The following is a 19,982-nucleotide window of genomic DNA, read 5'->3' on the forward strand; positions in this document are numbered from 1 at the left end:
CGATGGTACTGCACTCGGGAGGGTGTGGGAGAGTAGGACGCCGCCGGACTCAACGTGAAACAGTAGGCCCACCCCTCAGGGGTGGGCCTACTGTCGTTTCTGGGTTATTTGTGAGCCGCTCGCCTAGAAAAAGGCGGATGGCTCATCGCTTTTGGGCGGTCGAGCGGATTTCGCGCAGGAGCGGGGCCGCCTCTGATTCCGTACGGCTGGGGAACATGGCCATGGCCAGGGTGCCGTGGTCGGCCCAGCCGCAGACCGTGAGGTCGCCGTCGTCGGTCTTCGTGGAGCCGCAGCGCATGGTGCCACCGAGCGGGCCGGCGTCCACGTCGTGCAGGCCGGTGACGGCGCCCTCGGCGTCGGAGATCAGGCCGAAGGCGGTGTCCAGGTCGTCGGACGGGGTCCAGAACAGGCCGGTGCCGCCGAGGAAGAGCACGTTCTTGTTCGTGCTGTCGCGGTAGACAGCACCGACCGCCTTGTCGAGCTCGACCTCGGCCGAGAGCGCGGTCTGCAGGTACTCGGCCGTCTCCTTGCCCGAGGCGCTGTCGTCCAGGCGCAGTTCGCCGACCTGAGCCGGCGCGGTGAGCGTGGCGTCCTTCTGCGTGTAGATCTGCCAGCCCGTGCGGCCGAACGCCACCGCGCCGGCCAGGCCCACCGCCAGCACAACGCCCAGGGCTATGCGGCGGGCGGGGAGGCGGCGGCGGGGCCGGTCCTCATCTTCCATGACGGCGACAACCTGTTCGGGACGGTCGACGGTGCCGATGTCGATGGGGCGGGACTCGGCGGGGCCGGATTCGGACATTCGGCGAGCGTAGCAATCCCGGTCGCGCGGGGGTGGTGCGAATTCGGAGTTGACCCGCGACATCCGTAGACTTGTCGGGTGACCGATGCGACCGAGACCCGCACCCCCGACAGCCGGCCCACTGGTGGCCTCTCAGCCCAGTACCAGCCGGGTGAGGTAGAGCAGCGGCGGTACGAGAAGTGGGTATCGGAGGGCTACTTCACCGCGGACCCCAAGAGCGACAAGCCGCCGTTCTCCATCGTCATCCCGCCGCCCAACGTGACCGGCTCGCTGCACGTCGGCCACGCGCTCGACCACACCATCCAGGACACGCTGGCCCGTCTCAAGCGCATGCGCGGGTTCGAGGTTCTCTGGCTGCCCGGCATGGACCACGCCGGCATCGCCACTCAGAACGTGGTGGAGCGTCAGCTCGCCGCCCAGCAGCTGTCCCGGCACGATCTGGGCCGTGAGGCGTTCGTGGAGAAGGTCTGGGAGTGGAAGGCGCAGTCCGGTGGCGCGATCCTCGGCCAGATGCGCCGGCTCGGTGACTCCGTCGACTGGAGCCGTGAGCGGTTCACCATGGACGAGGGCCTGTCCCGGGCCGTGCAGACCATCTTCAAGCGGCTCTACGACGACGACCTGATCTACCGGGCGAACCGGATCATCAACTGGTGCCCGCGCTGCCTGACCGCGCTCAGTGACATCGAGGTCGAGCACACCGACGACGAGGGTGAGCTCGTCTCGATCCGGTACGGCGAAGGCGACAACGCGATCGTGGTCGCCACCACCCGGGCCGAGACGATGCTGGGTGACACCGCCGTGGCCGTCCACCCGGACGACGAGCGGTACAAGCACCTGGTCGGCACCGAGGTGGAGCTGCCGCTGACCGGGCGGCGCATCCCGATCGTGGCCGACGAGCACGTCGACCCGTCCTTCGGCACCGGCGCGGTCAAGGTGACCCCGGCCCACGACCCGAACGACTTCGAGATCGGGCAGCGGCACGACCTCCCCAGCATCACGATCATGGACGAGCGGGCGGTCGTCACCGTTCACGGTCCCTTCGAGGGCATGGACCGGTACGAGGCTCGCCCTGCGATCGTCGCCGCCCTGCGCGCCGAGGGCCGGATCGTCGCCGAGAAGCGCCCGTACGTGCACTCGGTCGGCCACTGCTCGCGCTGCAAGACCACCGTCGAGCCGCGGCTGTCGCTGCAGTGGTTCGTCAACACCGGCCCGCTGGCCCGGGCGGCCGGTGACGCGGTGCGGGACGGCCGGGTCACCATCGAGCCGGCCGAGCTGTCCAAGCGCTACTTCGCCTGGGTCGACAACATGCACGACTGGTGCATCTCGCGCCAGCTGTGGTGGGGTCACCGCATCCCGGTCTGGTACGGCCCGGCCGGCGAGGTCGTGTGCGTCGGCCCGGACGAGCAGCCGCCGTCCGGCGAGGGCTGGAAGCAGGACGAGGACGTGCTCGACACGTGGTTCTCGTCGGCCCTGTGGCCCTTCTCGACCATGGGCTGGCCGGAGCGTACGGCCGAGCTTGAGAAGTTCTACCCGACCAGCGTCCTGGTCACCGGGTACGACATCCTCTTCTTCTGGGTCGCCCGGATGATGATGTTCGGGCTGTACGCGATGGACGGCGTCCAGCCGTTCGACGTGGTCAACCTGCACGGCATGGTCCGCGACGGCCACGGCAAGAAGATGTCGAAATCGTTCGGCAACGTGGTCGACCCGCTCGACTGGATCGAGCGCTACGGCGCCGACGCCACCCGCTTCACGCTGGCCCGCGGGGCCAACCCCGGCTCCGACGTGCCGATCAGCGAGGAGTGGTGCCAGGGCTCGCGCAACTTCTGCAACAAGCTCTGGAACGCGACCCGCTTCGCCCTGATGAACGGGGCCACGGTCGAGGGCCCGCTGCCCGGCGCGGCGGAGCTGTCGGCGATCGACAAGTGGGTGCTCTCGCGCCTGCAGCACGTGATCGGCGAGGTCGACCAGTACTTCGAGACGTACGAGTACGCGAAGATCTGCGACACCCTCTACCACTTCGCGTGGGACGACGTCTGCGACTGGTACCTCGAGCTGAGCAAGCCGGTGCTGGCCTCGGAGGGGAGCGCGGCCTCGAAGAGGGTGCTCGGCCACGTGCTCGACCAGCTGCTGCGCCTGCTGCACCCGGTCATCCCGTTCGTCACCGAGGAGCTGTGGGTCGCGCTGACCGGCGGCGAGACGGTCACCCGGGCCGCGTGGCCGGTGGCCGACCCGGCGCTGGTCGACGACGCCGCCGAGGAGGAGCTGGCCGCGCTGCAGAAGGTGGTCACCGAGGTCCGCCGGTTCCGTTCCGACCAGGGGCTCAAGCCGAGCCAGCGGGTCAGCGCGGCGCTGACCGGCCTGGGCAACGTCGGCATCGACACGCACGAGCCGCTGATCCGCTCGCTGGCCCGGCTCGACCCGCCGGCCGCCGACTTCACGGCGACGGCGACGCTGGCGGTGTCCGGCGCGATCACGGTCGACCTGGACACGCGGGGCGCGATCGACGTCGCGGCCGAGCGGGCCCGGCTCGAGAAGGATCGCGCGGCCGCGGAGAAGGAAGCGGCCCAGACCCGGGCCAAGCTCGGCAACGAGTCGTTCGTGAGCAAGGCGCCGGAACAGGTCGTCGCGAAGATGAAGGACCGCCTCGCGACGGCCGAGGCCGATCTCACGCGAATTGCGGCGGCCCTGGAAGCGTTGCCGACAACATGAGCACGTACGAAGAGGTGGTGGCCGCGCTCGACGGGCGCGGCTTCACCCGCATGGCGTTCGACATGCAGAAGATCCGCGATCTCATGGACGTGCTGGGCAGCCCGCAGCGGGCCTACCCGGCGATCCACCTGACCGGCACGAACGGCAAGACCAGCACCGCCCGCATGATCGACGCGCTGCTGCGGGCGCACGGCCTGCACACCGGCCGCTACACGAGCCCGCACCTCGAGACGGTCCGCGAGCGGATCAGCCTCGACGGGGAGCCGATCTCCGAGGAGGGGCTCGCCCGGACGTACGACGAGGTCGCGCCGCTGGCCGAGCTGATCGACGCCCGCAACTCCGAGCCGCTCACGTATTTCGACCTGACGACCGCCATGGCCTACGCGGCGTTCGCCGACGCGCCGGTCGACATCGCGGTCGTGGAGGTCGGGCTGGGCGGCGAGGAGGACGCGACCAACGTCATCGACGCCGGCATCTGCGTGATGACCCCGATCGGGCTCGACCACACCGAGTGGCTCGGCGACACCATCGAGGACATCGCCTGGGCCAAGGCGGGCATCATCCACAAGGGCGCGACCGTGATCTCGGCGCTGCAGACCGAGGAGGCCATGCGGCCGATCCTCGAGCGCTGCGCCGAGATGGGCGCGACGCTGGCCCTCGAGGGCCGCGAGTTCGGCGTGGTCGAGCGGACCCAGGCGGTCGGCGGCCAGGTGCTGACCCTGCAGGGTCTGGGTGGCGTGTACGACGAGATCTTCCTGCCGCTCTTCGGCGCCCACCAGGCCCAGAACGCGGCGGCGGCGCTGGCGGCGGTCGAGGCGTTCCTCGGTGCCGGCAAGACCAAGCAGCTCGAGGCCGACCTGGTCCGGGAGGGCTTCGCCCAGGTCGACTCGCCGGGCCGGCTCGAGCGGGTCCGCAGCGCCCCGGCGATCCTGCTCGACGGCGCGCACAACCCGCACGGCATGGCGGCCACGGTGACCGCGCTGGAGGAGGAGTTCGCGTTCCGGCACCTGGTCGCGGTGGTCGCGGTCTTCGCCGACAAGGACGTCTCCGGCCTGCTCGACCTGCTCGAACCCCTGGCGGCCCGGATCGTGGTGACCCAGAACAGCTCGCCCCGGTCGATGCCGGTGGAAGAGTTGGCGCAGGTGGCGGCGGACATCTTCGGCGAGGACAGGGTGACGGTGGCCCAGAACATGCCGGACGCGATCGAGGAGGCCGTGGTGCTGGCCGAGGAGGACACGTCGGGCGAGCTCAGCGGGGTCGGGGTGCTGATCACCGGCTCGGTCGTCACGGTCGCGGACGCCCGGAAGCTGCTGAAGCGATGACCGACCCCCAGCCGCCGCGTTCAGGCCTGAAGAACCCCCAGGCGGCCGTACGGGGGCTGGGCGCCGGCACGCTCATCATGGAGGCCATCGTCCTGCTGCTGGCCATCCAGCCCATCCGCATCATGGGCGGCCACCTCACCGGCTGGGGCGTCGCGACCGTGATCGCCCTGGCCGTGCTGGCCATCCTGCTCTCCGGGGTGATGAAACGCCCCTGGGCGTGGCCGGCCGGCCTGGTCCTGCAGATCCTCCTGCTGGCCAGCGGCTTCTTCCACTACTCCCTGGCCGTCCTCGGCCTGCTCTTCGGCGCCGCCTGGGTGTACGCCCTCAGCGTCCGCCGGACCATCCTCGGCCGCCCGGGCCTGCTCTGACCGGCCCCCGGCCACCGGCGCTGACCGGGGCCGGGGCGCCCGTAGGTCAGTGGATGGCCCGCCACTGGGTGATGGCGATGTTGTGGTCGTCGGGGTCGTGGAAGGACGCCGACCAGAGCTCCAGCCGGTCGCCGCGATTGACCGGCCGCGGGGCGTGGACGAACTCGACGCCCTTGGCCCGCAGCTCCTCGTAGACGGCCTCGACGTCGCCGACCTCCAGGTTGAGGTAGATCAGACGGCCCGCCTCGGCCGACAGACCGTGCACCGTGCGCAGCACCAGCCGGGTGTCGCCCGAGGCCAGGACGGCACTGCCCTCGCCGTGGTCGATCTCGTAGAAGCCGAGCGTGTCCCGGTAGAAGACGATCGAGCGACCCAGATCGGTGACCAGCACGGTGATCCCGACACCGTGTATCGCCCCGGCCGGTCCCGGCCGAGCGCTCGGATAGGCCGTGATGACATCGGCCGCGCCCTCGTCGGGCTCCCGCTGCCCAGCCAGATCGGCCCACGGGCTCTTCCCGGTGCCGGCAGCCGCCGCCGCAGCCGCCGCCGCCAGCGCGGCAGCGGCCGGCGTCGGCGCACTGGGCCGCGCGGCGGGGGCCGGGGCCGCAGCCGGCGCGGGCGACCGCGCCTCGGCAATCTGCGCGGTCGAAGGACCCTCCGATCCGGCCGCCTGCGCCGACGAGGGCGCCTCAGCAGATGGGGCATTCGGAGTCGGGGCCTCTGCGACCAGGCCGGGCCCGGCGTCCTGGGCGGGACGCGCTGTCGGGGCCTCCTTGGACCGGAGATCTGCGGTTGGAGCGTCTCTGTCCGAGGCCGGCTCGGCGTCCTGGACCGGCCATGCGGCCGGAGCCCTCCCGGACCGGATGTCCGGGGTGGGAGCGTCGGTGACCGGGGCGGACCTGGTGCCCTGGGTCGGCCATGCTGCCGGGGCTGCTGTGGGCGGGGCCTCGGCCGATGCGGGGGTGGAGGGCCGGGTGTTGGCCTGCTCCGGGGCCGGGGCCGGGGCCGGGGCCGGGGCGGCGCCGGTGGTGGTGGCCGACTCGGCTGAAGGCTCGTCGCGGTCCTGCTTACCGGCCTTCTTGACGGCTGCTACCGCGGCTGCGGCCACGGCACCGACGGCGGTGGCCAGCAGGCCGTGCTTTGCCTCGGGCTGCTCCGGGCCGGAAGGTGTCGCGGACTCGACTTGCTCCGGCGCCCGTGGAGGGGAGGCGGCGTCGTGGGCTGCGTTGGAGACGAAGCGGGTCGACGCGTGGATCGGGGTTGAGCGCGGCTCGGCGGCCGGCGAGGGGTCAAGGGGCTGGGTGGGGTCCTTGGAGCGGGGTGGTGGGGCGATCAGGTCGTCGGCGAGCGCGGTGGCGGCGTGGGGGGTGGTTTCCGGGGCCGGGTCGGGGTCGCTGTCGAGGGGGAGGTCGATCTCGTCGTCGGCCACGGGGCGGCTCGGTGGGGTCGACGGCGGCGGCGCCGTGGGGGGCGGGGTCGACGGGGGCGGGGCGGTCGGGAAGGAGCCCACCGGGGAGGGGGTGGGCGGCGTCGACGTGGCGACCGGTTGCGGGCGGCGAGGCTCCGGTTGCGGGTCGTCCAGGGGGATGTCGGTCAGGAGGTCGTCGTCCTGGCGGTGGGGGGCCGGTTGCGGGTCGTCCAGGGGGATGTCCGTGGCGATCTCGTCGCGACCGCGGGGGTGGTCCGCCGGCAGGTCCGCCCCGAGCTCGTCGTCGGCATGGCGGGCGGACCGCGGGCGGTCGTCCAGCTCGTCGTCGGGGTGGTGCGGGGACCGCGGGCGGTCGTCCAGCTTGTTGTCGGGGTGGGGGGACGGCGGGCGGTCCAGTTCGTCGTCGGCCTGGTGGGGGGACGGCGGGCGGTCGGTCAGCTCGTCGTCGAGGTGGTGGGGGGCCGGTTGGGGGGCGGCCAGGTCGTCGTCGGGGTGGGGGTCGCGCTGAGTGGGTGGGGCGGGGCGGGTCTCGGGGTCGGCCGTGACCGTGGCTGTGCCGCCGCCGCGGGGGTGCGGGCTGGGGCGGCGGGTGCCGGGGGTCGAGGCGGCCGCGGCGGTGGCGCCCGCGGCGGCGGCGCCGGCTGTGGCGGCGACCGTGGCGGTGTCGGCGGTGGGGCTCTCGGCGGCCTTGGGGGCGCGGCGGGGCAGGGTCGGCGGGGTGTCGTCGTGGTCGACGAACTCGCCCTCGACGACCGGGCCGGCGGGGGTGTCGCGGACGACGACCGTGCTGTCGTCGAGGCTGGGCTGGGCCGGGGAGGCCGACGGCGGGGGCGGGGGCGGCGGCTCGTCGGGGCCGCGGCCCCACTGGCGGTCGCGGGTGACCCACGGCGGGGGCTCGACGTCGTCGAGCAGGGCGGCGTCGAGGTCGTCGTCGGCCGCGGCGCCGAAGTCGTCGTAGTCGGCGGTGGGCGGCGGGGGCGGGTCGTCACCGCGCTCGCGGGGGACCGCCTCGTCCCAGTTGATCCGGACGCGGCGCATGTCGTCGACGTCGACCGTGATCGGCAGGGTGTCGCCGGGGGCCGGCCACTTGACCACCGGGACCTTGGACTCGTTGATCTCCACCTCGGAGGTGGGCAGGCCGGGGGCGACGACGACCGCGAGGATCTTGGCCCGGCCGTAGACCGCGGCCGAGGTGGGCGGCGGCGAGATCGACCGGACCTCGGCCGTGCCGCTCACCCAGGCCCGGGCGCCGCGGCGCACCACGTTGACGGAGCCGAGCGCGACCGCGAGCGCGAGCAGGACGAAGCCGAATATGACCACGCCCAGGCTCGACATGCCCAAGCCCAACGCGACCACGAAGACCGAGATCGTTCCCGCGACCGCCGCCACCAGCTTCCGGGCCGGTGCGATCGGACGGCCGGTCTGGTTTGCCAATGTGGACCTCCCGCTCGTTACCGTCAGGTTATTGCCCGGCGCCACCGAAGGGAAAGTGCGGCTGGTCCGGCGTTGACGCATGCGGGATTCCCGGTACCGATAGGCTGAAGCTCCCGCGTGTCGTGCAAAAAAGGAGAACACCGTGCCCAGCAACACCGAGCGTTCGCTCGTGCTCATCAAGCCGGACGCCGTCCGGCGCGGACTGCTCGGCGAGGTGCTCTCCCGGTTCGAGCGCAAGGGTCTGACCGTCGAGGCGCTCGAGCTGCGCACGATGGACGCGGCGCTGGCCGACCAGCACTACGCCGACCACGTGGACAAGGCGTTCTACCCGCCGCTCAAGGAGTTCATGACCTCGGGCCCGCTGGCCGCCCTGATCCTCAGCGGCGACGAGGTCATCGAGGTGGTCCGGGCCATGATCGGCTCGACCGACGGCCGCAAGGCGGCCGCCGGCACGATCCGGGGCGACTTCTCCCTCTCCAACCGGGAGAACCTCGTGCACGCCTCCGACTCGCCGGAGAGCGCCAAGCGCGAGATCGACCTCTGGTTCCCCAACCGGTAACTACAGGGTGTCGAGCGACGCCTTCCGGCGGGACTCGAACTCGAAGATCTTCAGCAGGATGACGGCCGCGGCCGCGTAGATGGCGCCGACCAGCAGTTCCCGGCCCAGCGCGGGCGCGGCCGCCGCGAATCCCTCCCCGGCGGCGAAGGTACGGGCCGCGTCGGCCGCGTGGGTGATCGGCAACCACTGACCGGCCGTCACCATCCAGCCGGGCAGGCCGGCGGCGGGCACGTTGACCCCGGTGAGCAGCAGCAACAGCGCCACCGAGACGTTCGAGACCACCCACACGTCGCGGAAGCGCAGCCCGAGCGCGCCCAGCGTCAGCCCGAAGAAGCCGCAGGCCAGTGAGCCGGCCGCCATCGCCAGCAGCAGCCCGGGCAGGGCGCCGAGCGGAATGCGCAGCCCGAGCAGCAGCGCCCCCACGGTCAGGGTCACCACCGCGATGAGGAGACCGTTGCCGGCGTACGGCAGCACCCGCCCCCAGAAGATCGCCGTCCGGCTCCGCGGCGAGAGCAGCACGTGCCCGAGCGTGCCGAAGCGCCGCTCGTTGGCCACCGCCATCGTGCCGCCGAAGACGCAGGCCAGCGACGCGGTCAGCACGGCGTTGCCGACGATGTAGAAGCGGTCGTCGGCCACCTGCAGCTGCCGGCCCAGGTAGGCGAAGAACAGCAGCTGGAACAGCGGCCCGACCAGCAGCGTGCCGACGAACATCCCCGGCGTGGTCCAGTTGAACAGGGCGCGGTACGCAATCGTCCCGCCCACGGTCATCAGTCTCAATGTCTTCATGCCAGCGCCAGGGTTGCGGCCGCCCGAGCGCGGCGTTCGACGTACGTCAGGAAGAAGGCCCCGAGAGCAAGGCAGACGAGGCTGATCGCGAGGCAGAGGGCGACGGACGGCCAGACCGGACCGCCGCTGGTGGCCTCCCGCAGCGCCCGGGCGCCCCAGGTGGTCGGCAGGATCGCGGCGATCGGCGTGGTCCAGGCGGGCAGCACGGTGATCGGCACGAGCATGCCGCTGACCAGCCACACCGGGTATTCGAGGGTGTTGGCCAGCGCGTTGGCGTTGCGCATGAGCACGAAGGTGGCGGCCAGGAGCAGGCCGAACATGCCGAGCCCGATCACGCACACCACCGCCGCGACCAGGAACGCGACGGGATGGGCGAAGTCGAGCTTGATTCCGTACAGCAGCCGTCCCCAAGCGAGAGTGGCCAGCAGGGCGTAGGTGCCGGTGATGCCGGTGGCGATGGTGATCGGCAGGATGACCAGGGCCGGGCGGCGGGGCGCCAGCATGATCATTTCGAGGGTGCCCTGCCAGCGCTGGTTCTGGATCGCGCCGCCGGAGCCGAAGAGCACCGAGGACCAGACGCCCATCACGCCGGCCCCGACCGCGGCCTCGAGCAGGCGGTGCTGCTCGCCGCCGGACCGGAACAGATAGACCGCGAGGGTGGCCTGCACGACCGGCACGACCAGGGCGATCGCCACCTCGAAGGGCGAGCGGCTGATCTGCTTGGCGTGCAGCAGGGTCCCCACCGCGAGCAGTCGCAAGGTCCTCATGCCGCGCTCACAATCGCGACGTACGCGTCCTCGAGGGTCGGCTCCCGGCTGTTGACCCGGCCCAGGCGGATGCCGGCCAGTTCACGCAGCACGTCGCCCTGCACGTCCACGTGGGCGTCCGAGTGCACGGTCAGCAGCTGCAGCGCGCCCTTCACCTCGACCGCGGTCTCCCGCACGCCGGGCAGGTCACGCAGCGCGTCGACCGCGGTCTCGGGCACGCCGTACGCCTCGACCTCGACCACCCGGAAGCCGTCGGCGTGCTTGCGCAGCTCGGCCGGGGTGCCCAGGGCCTGGATCCGGCCGTCCGAGATGACCGCGATCCGGTCGCAGAGCTCGTCCGCCTCGGCCATGTAGTGCGTGGTCAGCAGCACGGTGGTGCCGGTCGAGGCCAGGTCGGACACGGTGCGGCGCAGCTCCCGGGCGGCCACCGGGTCGACGCCGATGGACGGCTCGTCCAGGAACAGCACGTCGGGGGAGTGCAGCAGGCCACGGGCGATGTGCAGGCGCTGGCGCATGCCCCGCGAGTAACCCTCGACCCGCTCCTTCTCGCGGCCGGCCAGCCCGACCAGGTCGAGCAGCTCGGCGATGCGATGTCTCTGCTCGCGCGGCGCGACCCCGTACAGCTCGGCGAAGTAGCGGAGATTGTCCAGCGCGGACAGCCGGTCGTAGAGGCCGCGGTCGCCGCCGAAGACGTAACCGATCCGCCGGCGTACCTCCCGGGTCTGGCCCTGGACGTCGAAGCCGCCGACCCGGGCCGTGCCCGAGGTCGGGATGAGCAGGGTGTTCAGCATCTTGATGGTGGTGGTCTTGCCGGCGCCGTTCGGGCCGAGCAGGCCGAACAGCTCACCCCGGCCGACCGTGAAACTCACCCCGCACACCGCCTCGACCTCCGTGCGCTTGGGCTTGAGCCAGCCCGTCCGCGCCCGGTAGGTCCGGCGTAATTCATCCGCCTCGATGGCGTAATCGCTCCCCATGACCCGAGACGGTAGGGAAGCGGGGGCGGTCTAGGAAACGAATTCGGTCCGGGCCGAATCCCCGAGGAGATTGACGAGCGCCACTCCGGCCGGTTCGAGCTCGTAGAGCACCCGGCGCCCGGCCCGGCGCCGGTGGACGACCCCGGCCGCCAGCAGGTTGGAGAGGTGCTCGGAGACCGTGCTCGGCGCGAGCCCGAGGGCGGTCGCCAGCGCGGTGGTGCTGGCCGGGACGACCAGCGCGCGCAGCACCGAGGCGCGGCCGCGACCCAGCAGAACGGCTAGCTGATCATCGGTGGTGGACCGGGTCGGGTCGTCGGCCAGCACCGCGGCGCCCCGCGACTGATAGGTGACCATCTGGATCGAAGGATGATCGCCCGAGCAGAGCAGGGCGCCCCGGGAGAAGATCAGCGGAACCAGCAGCAGCCGCTTGTCGACCGCCTCCATCTGCTGGTCGAGCGGTTTGATCAGGGTGAGCACCGGCCGTTCCCAGCGGATCCGCTCGTGCAGCCGGGCCAGCAGCGCGTCCGGCCCGTCGGCGGCCAGGGCCCGCGCCCGCAGCAGCACCTCCTCGTCGAGCGCGGCCCGCATGGCCGGCCAGTACGGGGCGATGGCCGCGTCCCAGTACGCCTGCATGCCGTCGGCCAGCCGGGCCAGGGCGGCCCGCCGGTCGTCGCGGAACGGCCGCATGAGCGCCGGCAGGTCACCGTCGGGGAAGTGCTTGGCCAGCTCGAAGTCGATGACCTCGTCGGGGGTGGCCCGCAGCTGGTCGAGCTGCTCCTCGATCGTCGGCAGGGCGGAGGCCGGCAGCGGGGCCAGGAAGTCGGGCGAGACCGAGGGCAACATCATGTGCAGCTGCGCGGGTGCCGTGGCCGGGTCGGTGCGCAGGATCTCGCGGGCCCGGCGGGCCCAGCCGTCGTACGGCCAGGGCGCCGCCCCGGGATTGCGCTGGAGCAGGTAGAGGCTGACCACGGCCTCGGTCAGCGGGCTGATCGCGATCCGGGTGCGGGCCAGCGTGGGTTCATCGATCTCGATGCGGATCACGTCCCCGATTTTAGGAGACGGCCACTTGCGGGCCATGTCCGATCGGTAGGCATCGTTCATGACGTCTCTGTCCCGACGGAACCTCCTCCGCGCCGGCGTCGCCGGTGGTGTCGCGGGCGTGCTGTTCGAAGCGCCCGCGTTCTCCTCGGCCGGCACCCGCCCGGTCCTCACCCACGGCGTCCAGAGCGGCGACGCCACCGCCGACTCGGCCATCGTCTGGAGCCGCGCCGACCGGCCGGGCCGGCTCTGGGTCCAGGTCAGCCGCCGTCCCGACTTCCGCGGCGCGCGGGTGGTCCGGGGCCCGGTCCTCACCCCCGCCACCGGCTTCACCGGCAAGCTCGAGCTGGGTCACCTGCCCGCCGGCGCCAAACTGCACTACCGGGTCCGGGCCGAGAGCCTGGAGCGCCCGGGCCTGTTCAGCGCGCCGCTGACCGGCAGTTTCACCACTGCGCCGGTACGCCGTGACGACATCCGCTTCGTGTGGACGGGCGATGTCGTGGGCCAGGGGTGGGGCATCGACCCCGCGTACGGCGGCCTGAAGATCTTCGAGTCGATGCGCCGCCGCCGGCCCGGCTTCCTGCTGCACAGCGGCGACACGGTGTACGCCGACGGGCCGCTGGCCGAGACGGTGACGCTGCCGGACGGGCGGGTCTGGCGCAACGTGGTCACCGAGGAGAAGCTCAAGGTGGCCGAGACGCTCGCCGAGTACCGCGGGCAGTACGCCTACAACCTGCTCGACCCGGCCTACAAGGCGTTCGCGGCCGAGGTCCCGCAGATCAACCAGTGGGACGACCACGAGGTCACCAACAACTGGTACCCGGGCGAGATCCTGGACGACGCCCGCTACACCGAGAAGCGGGTGGACGTGCTGGCCGGGCGGGCCCACCAGGCGTACCACGAGTGGGTGCCGACGCCCGGCGCCGGGAACAGCCCCGTGTACCGCAAGATCTCGTACGGGCCGCTGCTCGACATCTTCCTGCTCGACATGCGCACCTTCAAGGACGTCAACGACGGCAACACGTACGCCGACCCGAAGCGCGGCCTGCTCGGCGCGAAGCAGCGCGACTGGCTGATCCGCGGCCTGCGCGAGTCGAGGGCGACCTGGAAGGTGATCGCCAACGACCTGCCGATCGGCCTGGTCGTGCCGGACGGGCCGACCGCGCAGGAGGGTGTCGCCCAGGGGGACCCGGGGGCGCCGAAGGGGCGTGAGCTCGAGTTCGCCCAGGTGCTGCGGGACGCGCATCGGCGCGGCGTCACCGGCATCGTCTTCCTGACCGCGGACGTGCACTACACGGCGGCCCACCACTACGACCCGGCCCGGGCGGCCGTGCAGGACTTCACGCCGTTCTGGGAGTTCGTCTCCGGGCCGGCCCACGCCGGCGCGTTCGGGCCGAACGCCCTCGACGGCACGTTCGGCCCGCAGGCGGTCTTCGTCAACGCGCCGCCGGTGGCCAACGCGTCGCCGGCCGAGGGCTTCCAGCACTTCGGCGAGGTCGAGATCGACAGCCGGACCGGCGCCTTCACGGTGAACCTGCGCGACCGGGACGGAAAGTCGCTGTGGTCGACCACGCTTGCGGCCGCCCGGTAGGAGGCCTTTAGTCGTTCAAGGGTGGTTGGTGGGGTGGTTGGACCGGGTAATCGATTGGTAGGCGCCCGGGGGTGGCCGGTATCGTTGTCTCGCACACAGGCGACGATCCGGCCATCACCGGGGAGCCTCCGGAAGAACGGGCCTCCGGCCTCATTAGAACCGGGCAGCACGGCAATGAGCGGGCGGGGAGACCCCGTCAAGCGAGGTGGTACCGCGGGCGTGGAGCTCGTCCTCGCAGTCCAGACGACTGTTGGAGGACCACCGATGGCCTATCCCCAGCACACCGACGCCACGGGCGTCCCGGCGAGCCCGGATCTGCCCGCGGTCGAGCGCGCGGTCCTCGAGCACTGGGAGGCCGACAAGACCTTCGAGGCCTCGGTCGACCAGCGGCCGGCCGGGGAGAACGGCGCCAACGAGTACGTGTTCTACGACGGGCCGCCGTTCGCCAACGGGCTCCCGCACTACGGGCACCTGTTCACCGGCTACGTGAAGGACCTGGTGCCGCGTTACCAGGCGATGCGGGGCAAGCACGTCGAGCGGCGCTTCGGCTGGGACACCCACGGGCTGCCGGCCGAGGTCGAGGCGGAGAAGCAGCTCGGCATCACGACCAAGGCGCAGATCGTCGAGCTCGGCATCGACAAGTTCAACGAGGCCTGCCGGACGTCCGTGCTCGCCTACACCAAGGACTGGGAGCGCTACGTCACCCGGCAGGCCCGGTGGGTGGACTTCTCCAACGACTACAAGACGCTCGATCCGGCCTACATGGAATCGGTCATGTGGGCGTTCAAGACGCTGCACGACAAGGGCCTGGTGTACGAGGGCTTCCGCGTGCTCGCCTACTGCTTCCGGTGCGAGACCCCGCTGTCCAACACCGAGACGCGGATGGACGACGTCTACCGCGACCGCACCGACCCGGCGCTGACCGTCACCTTCAAGCTGGAGACCGGCGAGAGGATCGCGGTGTGGACGACCACGCCGTGGACGCTGCCGTCCAACCTCGCGCTCGCGGTCGGACCGGCCATCGAGTACGCCGTGCTGGAGAAGGACGGCGAGAAGCTCATCCTCGGCGGGTCGCGCGTGGCCGCGTACAGCAAGGAACTCGAGGGTTGGACCCAGGTCGGCACGGTACGCGGCAGCGAGCTGGCCGGCCGGAGGTACGAGCCGCTCTTCGACTTCCTGGTCGAGGCCGGCGGGCCGAACGCGTTCCAGGTGCTGGCGGCCGACTACGTGACCGACGAGGACGGCACCGGCGTCGTCCACCAGGCGCCGGCCTTCGGCGAGGACGACCAGAACGTCTGCAACGCGGCCGGCATCCCGACCGTCGTGACCGTGGACGACCACACCCGGTTCACCTCGCTGGTGCCGGACTGGCAGGGCGTGCAGGTCTTCGAGGCCAACAAGCCGATCATCGCGCTGCTCAAGGAGCGGGGCGTGGTGGTGCGGCACGAGGGCTACACGCACTCGTACCCGCACTGCTGGCGCTGTGACACGCCGCTGGTCTACAAGGCGGTGTCGTCGTGGTTCGTGGCCGTGACGAAGTTCCGTGACCGGATGGTCGAGCTCAACCAGGAGATCACCTGGACGCCGGCCCACATCAAGGACGGCTCGTTCGGCAAGTGGCTGGCCAACGCCCGCGACTGGTCGATCTCCCGCAACCGGTTCTGGGGCTCGCCGATCCCGGCCTGGAAGTCCGACGACCCGCAGTACCCGCGCGTGGACGTCTACGGCTCGCACGAGGAGCTGGAGAGGGACTTCGGGGTCAAGGTCAAGGACCTCCACCGGCCGTACGTGGACGAGCTGACCCGCCCCAACCCGGACGACCCGACCGGCAAGTCGATGATGCGGCGGGTGCCCGAGGTGCTGGACTGCTGGTTCGAGTCGGGGTCGATGCCGTTCGCCCAGGTGCACTACCCGTTCGAGAACAAGGACTGGTTCGAGCACCACTACCCGGGCGACTTCATCGTCGAGTACATCGGCCAGACCCGGGGCTGGTTCTACACGATGCACGTGCTGGCCACGGCCCTGTTCGACCGGCCCGCGTTCCGCAACTGCCTCAGCCACGGCATCCTGCTCGGCGAGGACGGGCGCAAGATGTCCAAGTCGCTGCGGAACTACCCGGACGTCTACCGGGTCTTCGACTCGTACGGGTCGGACGCCATGCGCTGGATGCTGATGTCGTCGCCGGTGCTGCGGGGCGGGGACATGGCCGTCACCGAGGTGGCCATCCGCGACTCCGTCCGCCAGGTGCTGCTGCCGCTGTGGAACGTCTGGTACTTCTTCAGCCTCTACGCGAACGCCGCCGGCTATGTGGCCGTCGAGCGCGTCGATTCGCCTCATCTGCTCGATCGGTACATCCTGGCCAAGACCGGGGAACTGGTCACCGAGGTGCAGCGCCAGATGGACGAGTACGACATCTCGGGCGCCGCCGGCTCGGTCCGCTCCTACCTCGACGCGCTGACCAACTGGTACGTACGCCGCTCGCGGGACCGCTTCTGGGCCGGTGACCGGGACGCGTTCGACACCCTGGCCACCGTGCTCGAGACGGTGTGCCGGGTGGTGGCGCCGCTCGCCCCGCTGACCGCGGAGGAGATCTGGCGCGGGCTGACCGGTGGCCGCTCGGTGCACCTGACCGACTGGCCGTCGGCGGCGGCGCTGCCGGCCGACCACGAGCTGGTGGCCTCGATGGACGCGATCCGCGACGTCGCCTCGGCCGCGCTGTCGCTGCGCAAGGCCCGCGCGCTGCGGGTCCGGCTGCCGCTGGCCCGGCTCACGGTGGCCACCGCGCAGGCGCCGGCCCTGTCGGGTTTCGGGGATCTGCTGGCCGACGAGGTGAACGTGAAGGACGTCGTGTTCACCGACGACGTGGCCGCGTACAGCCAGAAGGTGTTGACTGTCGTGCCCCGCGCCCTCGGGCCGCGGCTCGGCAAGCAGGTGCAGCAGGTGATCAAGGCGGTCAAGACCGGCGACTGGGAGCTGGTCGACGGGGCGCCGGTCGCGGCCGGCGTCACCCTCCAGGAGGGCGAGTACGAGCTCAAGCAGGTCGCCTCGGACGTCGAGAACTCGGCGCCGCTGCCCGCCGGGGCCGGTGTGGTCGTGCTCGACACGTCGGTGACCCCGGCCCTCGCGGCCGAGGGGCTCGCCCGTGATGTGATCCGGGTCGTGCAGCAGGCCCGCCGGGATGCCGACCTGGACGTGTCGGACCGGATCGCGCTGGTGGTCTCGGCCTCGCCGGCCGTCCAGGCGGCGGTCGAGGCGCACCGGGAGTTCGTGGCCGGCGAGACCCTCGCCACGGCCCTGGAGTTCGGGGGCGCTTCGGGTGGTTTCGCAGGTGAGGTCGGAGACGGCGAGCAGGTGACGGTGGCGGTGTCCCGGCAGCACTAAGCTGTGAAACTGACAACCGGACCCGGACAATTCTCCGCTTCGGCGGTGAATGTCCGGGTCTGTCGGACGGCTCGACAGGGACTTCCCTGGTGACGTCCGCTACCCTCACAGCCGCCCCCCACTGTTTTCGCACCACCCCGTTCCGGAGGAACCCCCGTTGCCGCTGCTCTATACGATCGGCAAATTGACCGTCGGCAATACGCTGAAGATCGGCTGGCGGCCGCGTGTCGAGGGCCTCGAGCACGTGCCCACGACGGGCGGAGTGATCTTCGCCAGCAACCATCTGTCGGTCGCTGACGAGCTCTTCATCGGCGCGGTCGTGCCCCGGCACCTCTGCTTCTGGGCCAAGTCGGACTACTTCGACGGCACCGGTCTCAGCGGCTGGTTCACCCGCAACCTGCTGAACGGGCTCGGCGCCGTGCGCGTCGAGCGGGCCGGCGGGCGGGCCGCGCTGGCCGCCTTCGACGGCGCCATCCCGGTGCTCAAGGCCGGCGACGCGGTCGTCGTCTACCCGGAGGGCACGCGCTCACCCGACGGCAAGCTCTACCGCGGGCGTACGGGCGTGGCCCGGCTCGCGATCGGGGCGGGCGTGCCGATCATCCCGGTCGGCTGCCTCGGCACCGAAGTGGTGCAGCCGATCGGCCAGCCGTACCCGACGCCCCGCCTGCGCGGCGGGTCGGTCACGCTGAAATTCGGCAAGCCGATCGACCCCTCCGGCCGCGCGGACGACCGCACCTCGCTGCGTGAGCTCACCGACGAGGTGATGGCCGAGATCCAGAAGCTGACCGGCCAGGAGTACGTGCCGAGGTACGCCCCCAAGAAGGCCTAACCCTTCGTCAGCACGGCTTCGCGCAGCTGGGCGACCAGCTCGGCGCTGTCCGCGACCGAGCGGCGGGTCAGCAGCACGGTGGCCAGGCTGCCGTGGTCGGCCCAGGCGCAGACCACGACCGCCGAGCCGTTGTCGCGGCCGGTGCCGCAGCTCTCGTGCGCCCCGAACTCGTTCAGGTCGAACGACTGCACGTCGGAGAGCTTGTACTCGTCGGCGACCTGATCCAGGTGGGCGCCGACGTCGCCGCCGGGGTTGAGGCGGAAGCCGGTCGTGCCGAAGACGGTGACCCGCTTGCCGCGGTCGTCCTTGTACTCACCGGCGAAGTCGCCGGTGCCGGTGCCGTCCTTGTCGCGCAGCTGGAGATCGGCGAAGGACTCCGGCAGGACGGCGGTGACCGGGTACTGGGCCGAGGAGAGCTGGTAGGCCCCGAAGGGCACGCCGCAGCAGCAGGCGACGCTCAACAGGCTGAACAGGGCCAGGCGGCGGCCCCAGCGGCGCTTGCGGCGCGGCGGGGGCAGCGGGCGGGCCACCGGGCGCTGGACCCAAGGCGGCGGGGCGGGCGGCGCGCCCGTCGGGGGGTTTGGGGCGGCGGGCCGGCGGCCGGCCGCTTTACGTTCTTTCCGCCGCTGCCTCGCGGTCTTCGGCGCCGGGGCGGGCGGGCGCGCGGGGACCGGGGCGGGCGGGCGCGCGGGGACTGGGGCGGGCACTGGGGGCGGCTGCGCGGTGACCGGCGGCGGGCTCGGCTCGATCCTCGTGGGCGGGGGCGCCTCGGTCACCATCGGGAACGGGTCGACCGGGGTGTCGTAGTCGGCCCACGGGTCGACCGCCGGCGTGGCCAGCCGGTCGTCCTCCGGTTCCTGGTGGCGCTGCCACCACCGCTTGCGCGGCTCGGGCGGCACCACGGTCGCGGCCCCGCTCCACCGGGCCGGCGCGTCCACGGTGGAGGGCTCCGAACCGTCCTCGACCCGGGTCCTGTCGGGCATCCCGGCCGCCGGCGTCGTGTCGCCCGGCTGCTGGTCGGCCATCCGTCGATCTCCTTCGCTCCCCGCCCGCGATCTCCGGCCAGGGTCTTGTCCCAGGTTAAATGCGGTGCGCCACCCCTTCGGGAAAGCGAAGACGCCGAAATCGGATGCAGATGCCGGACAACCAGGGCGATGTGCGGAACGCTCTGGAGCCGTATGGTTACCGGGACATGAGAACGACACAGAGAAATGCCGTCACGTTGACCGGCAACGGCACCGGTCAGCCGATGGTGTTCGCGCATGGCTATGGCTGCGACCAGAACATGTGGCGCCTCGTCGCTCCGGCCTTCGCGGATGACTACCGGCTCGTCCTGTTCGACCACGTCGGCAACGGCCGGTCCGACCTGTCGGCCTACGACGATCAGCGTCACTCGAGCCTCGCCGGCTACGCGGACGACCTGCTGGAGATCCTGCACGAGCACGACCTGTGGGACGTGGTCTTCGTCGGCCACTCGGTGAGCGCCATGATCGGCGTGATCGCCGCCGTGCAGGAGCCCGAGCGCTTCGCCAAGCTGGTGCTGGTCGGCCCGTCCCCGCGCTACATCAACGAGCCCGGCGAAAACTACGTCGGCGGTTTCAACCGCGCCGACATCGACTCGCTGCTCGACTCGCTGGACAGCAACTACCTCGGCTGGTCGAGCACGATGGCGCCGGTCATCATGGGCAACCCGGACCGGCCCGAGCTGGGCGAGGAGCTGACCAACAGCTTCTGCCGGACCGATCCCGAGATCTCCAAGAAGTTCGCGCGGGTCACTTTCCTCTCCGACAACCGCGACGATCTGCTCAAGTTGCGTACCCCTGCCTTGATCCTCCAGTGCTCGGATGATGTGATCGCACCCGACTTCGTCGGTGACTACGTTCACAAGCACACAGCGGGCAGCACCCTGGTCCGGCTCAACGCCACCGGGCACTGCCCCAACCTGAGTGCTCCCGAGGAGATGACCGACGCCATGAAGGCCTGGCTGTAAGAA

15 protein-coding genes are annotated in these 19,982 nt (G+C 71.4%); 8 read left to right on the top strand and 7 right to left on the bottom strand.

What is annotated here, in order from left to right:
- Nucleotides 1–142: 142 nt before the first annotated feature.
- On the bottom strand, nt 143–799 hold the full coding sequence (locus AB0J66_RS26240; RefSeq protein ID WP_364665625.1) for a hypothetical protein: 657 nt from the start codon (nt 797–799) through the stop codon (nt 143–145).
- Between the two features lie 78 nt (nt 800–877).
- Here AB0J66_RS26240 and AB0J66_RS26245 point away from each other — a divergent pair, with 78 nt between their 5' ends.
- The 3 genes from AB0J66_RS26245 to AB0J66_RS26255 are packed head-to-tail and all read left to right on the top strand — an operon-like array spanning nt 878 to nt 5,201.
- On the top strand, nt 878–3,511 hold the full coding sequence (locus AB0J66_RS26245; protein ID WP_364665628.1) for a valine--tRNA ligase: 2,634 nt from the start codon (nt 878–880) through the stop codon (nt 3,509–3,511).
- Nucleotides 3,508–4,833 (top strand): folylpolyglutamate synthase/dihydrofolate synthase family protein, encoded by a 1,326-nt coding sequence (locus AB0J66_RS26250; RefSeq protein WP_364665631.1) that lies wholly within the window; start codon nt 3,508–3,510, stop codon nt 4,831–4,833. Before AB0J66_RS26245 ends, AB0J66_RS26250 begins: the two co-directional genes overlap by 4 nt.
- Nucleotides 4,830–5,201: a DUF4233 domain-containing protein gene (locus tag AB0J66_RS26255; RefSeq protein ID WP_364665634.1), complete on the top strand. Its 372-nt coding sequence runs from the start codon at nt 4,830–4,832 to the stop codon at nt 5,199–5,201. The genes AB0J66_RS26250 and AB0J66_RS26255 overlap by 4 nt, the downstream gene beginning before the upstream one ends.
- 46 nt (nt 5,202–5,247) lie before the next feature.
- On the opposite strand, the gene AB0J66_RS26260 is transcribed toward AB0J66_RS26255, so the two are convergent.
- The gene (locus AB0J66_RS26260; protein WP_364665637.1) at nt 5,248–8,064 is read right to left on the bottom strand and encodes a VOC family protein; all 2,817 of its coding nucleotides are present in this window, start codon (nt 8,062–8,064) and stop codon (nt 5,248–5,250) included.
- 142 nt (nt 8,065–8,206) lie between these two features.
- Here AB0J66_RS26260 and ndk point away from each other — a divergent pair, with 142 nt between their 5' ends.
- Nucleotides 8,207–8,623: a nucleoside-diphosphate kinase gene (gene ndk / locus AB0J66_RS26265; RefSeq protein WP_364665641.1), complete on the top strand. Its 417-nt coding sequence runs from the start codon at nt 8,207–8,209 to the stop codon at nt 8,621–8,623.
- On the opposite strand, the gene AB0J66_RS26270 is transcribed toward ndk, so the two are convergent.
- Genes AB0J66_RS26270 through AB0J66_RS26285 form a run of 4 tightly spaced genes read right to left on the bottom strand, consistent with a single transcriptional unit; the run spans nt 8,624 to nt 12,191 of the window.
- Nucleotides 8,624–9,409, bottom strand: a complete 786-nt coding sequence (locus AB0J66_RS26270) for an ABC transporter permease (RefSeq protein ID WP_364665644.1) — start codon at nt 9,407–9,409, stop codon at nt 8,624–8,626.
- Entirely contained in the window at nt 9,406–10,176 is a 771-nt protein-coding gene (locus AB0J66_RS26275; protein WP_364665646.1) for an ABC transporter permease, read from the bottom strand. Before AB0J66_RS26275 ends, AB0J66_RS26270 begins: the two co-directional genes overlap by 4 nt.
- Nucleotides 10,173–11,150, bottom strand: a complete 978-nt coding sequence (locus AB0J66_RS26280; protein WP_364665649.1) for an ABC transporter ATP-binding protein — start codon at nt 11,148–11,150, stop codon at nt 10,173–10,175. The genes AB0J66_RS26275 and AB0J66_RS26280 overlap by 4 nt, the downstream gene beginning before the upstream one ends.
- Before the next feature lie 30 nt (nt 11,151–11,180).
- On the bottom strand, nt 11,181–12,191 hold the full coding sequence (locus AB0J66_RS26285; RefSeq protein ID WP_364665651.1) for a helix-turn-helix domain-containing protein: 1,011 nt from the start codon (nt 12,189–12,191) through the stop codon (nt 11,181–11,183).
- Nucleotides 12,192–12,249: 58 nt separating this feature from the next.
- Here AB0J66_RS26285 and AB0J66_RS26290 point away from each other — a divergent pair, with 58 nt between their 5' ends.
- From AB0J66_RS26290 to AB0J66_RS26300, 3 genes are all read left to right on the top strand, one after another.
- Nucleotides 12,250–13,779, top strand: coding sequence for an alkaline phosphatase D family protein (locus AB0J66_RS26290; RefSeq protein WP_364665654.1), 1,530 nt, complete (start codon nt 12,250–12,252; stop codon nt 13,777–13,779).
- A 264-nt stretch (nt 13,780–14,043) separates the two neighbouring features.
- Nucleotides 14,044–17,160: an isoleucine--tRNA ligase gene (ileS, locus tag AB0J66_RS26295; RefSeq protein ID WP_364665657.1), complete on the top strand. Its 3,117-nt coding sequence runs from the start codon at nt 14,044–14,046 to the stop codon at nt 17,158–17,160.
- A 157-nt stretch (nt 17,161–17,317) separates the two neighbouring features.
- Nucleotides 17,318–17,989: a lysophospholipid acyltransferase family protein gene (locus tag AB0J66_RS26300; RefSeq protein WP_364665660.1), complete on the top strand. Its 672-nt coding sequence runs from the start codon at nt 17,318–17,320 to the stop codon at nt 17,987–17,989.
- On the opposite strand, the gene AB0J66_RS26305 is transcribed toward AB0J66_RS26300, so the two are convergent.
- A complete protein-coding gene (locus tag AB0J66_RS26305) occupies nt 17,986–19,014 on the bottom strand; it encodes a hypothetical protein (RefSeq protein ID WP_364665663.1) in 1,029 nt (342 codons plus the stop codon). The two genes, AB0J66_RS26300 and AB0J66_RS26305, sit on opposite strands and share 4 nt — an antisense overlap.
- Before the next feature lie 167 nt (nt 19,015–19,181).
- Between AB0J66_RS26305 and AB0J66_RS26310 the strand changes: the two genes are divergently transcribed.
- The gene (locus AB0J66_RS26310; RefSeq protein WP_364665665.1) at nt 19,182–19,979 is read left to right on the top strand and encodes an alpha/beta hydrolase; all 798 of its coding nucleotides are present in this window, start codon (nt 19,182–19,184) and stop codon (nt 19,977–19,979) included.
- Nucleotides 19,980–19,982 lie beyond the last annotated feature (3 nt).

This window comes from Actinoplanes sp. NPDC049598 (assembly GCF_040675435.1).
In the GTDB taxonomy this organism is placed as follows: domain Bacteria; phylum Actinomycetota; class Actinomycetes; order Mycobacteriales; family Micromonosporaceae; genus Actinoplanes.

Excerpts from the sequence above, each read along its gene's own strand:
- AB0J66_RS26240 (WP_364665625.1), bottom strand. The coding sequence starts at position 799 with ATGTCCGAATCCGGCCCCGCCGAGTCCCGCCCCATCGACATCGGCACC.
- AB0J66_RS26250 (WP_364665631.1), top strand. The coding sequence starts at position 3,508 with ATGAGCACGTACGAAGAGGTGGTGGCCGCGCTCGACGGGCGCGGCTTC.
- AB0J66_RS26255 (WP_364665634.1), top strand. The coding sequence starts at position 4,830 with ATGACCGACCCCCAGCCGCCGCGTTCAGGCCTGAAGAACCCCCAGGCG.
- AB0J66_RS26270 (WP_364665644.1), bottom strand. The coding sequence starts at position 9,409 with ATGAAGACATTGAGACTGATGACCGTGGGCGGGACGATTGCGTACCGC.
- AB0J66_RS26275 (WP_364665646.1), bottom strand. The coding sequence starts at position 10,176 with ATGAGGACCTTGCGACTGCTCGCGGTGGGGACCCTGCTGCACGCCAAG.
- AB0J66_RS26280 (WP_364665649.1), bottom strand. The coding sequence starts at position 11,150 with ATGGGGAGCGATTACGCCATCGAGGCGGATGAATTACGCCGGACCTAC.
- AB0J66_RS26290 (WP_364665654.1), top strand. The coding sequence starts at position 12,250 with ATGACGTCTCTGTCCCGACGGAACCTCCTCCGCGCCGGCGTCGCCGGT.
- ileS (WP_364665657.1), top strand. The coding sequence starts at position 14,044 with ATGGCCTATCCCCAGCACACCGACGCCACGGGCGTCCCGGCGAGCCCG.
- AB0J66_RS26305 (WP_364665663.1), bottom strand. The coding sequence starts at position 19,014 with ATGGCCGACCAGCAGCCGGGCGACACGACGCCGGCGGCCGGGATGCCC.
- AB0J66_RS26310 (WP_364665665.1), top strand. The coding sequence starts at position 19,182 with ATGAGAACGACACAGAGAAATGCCGTCACGTTGACCGGCAACGGCACC.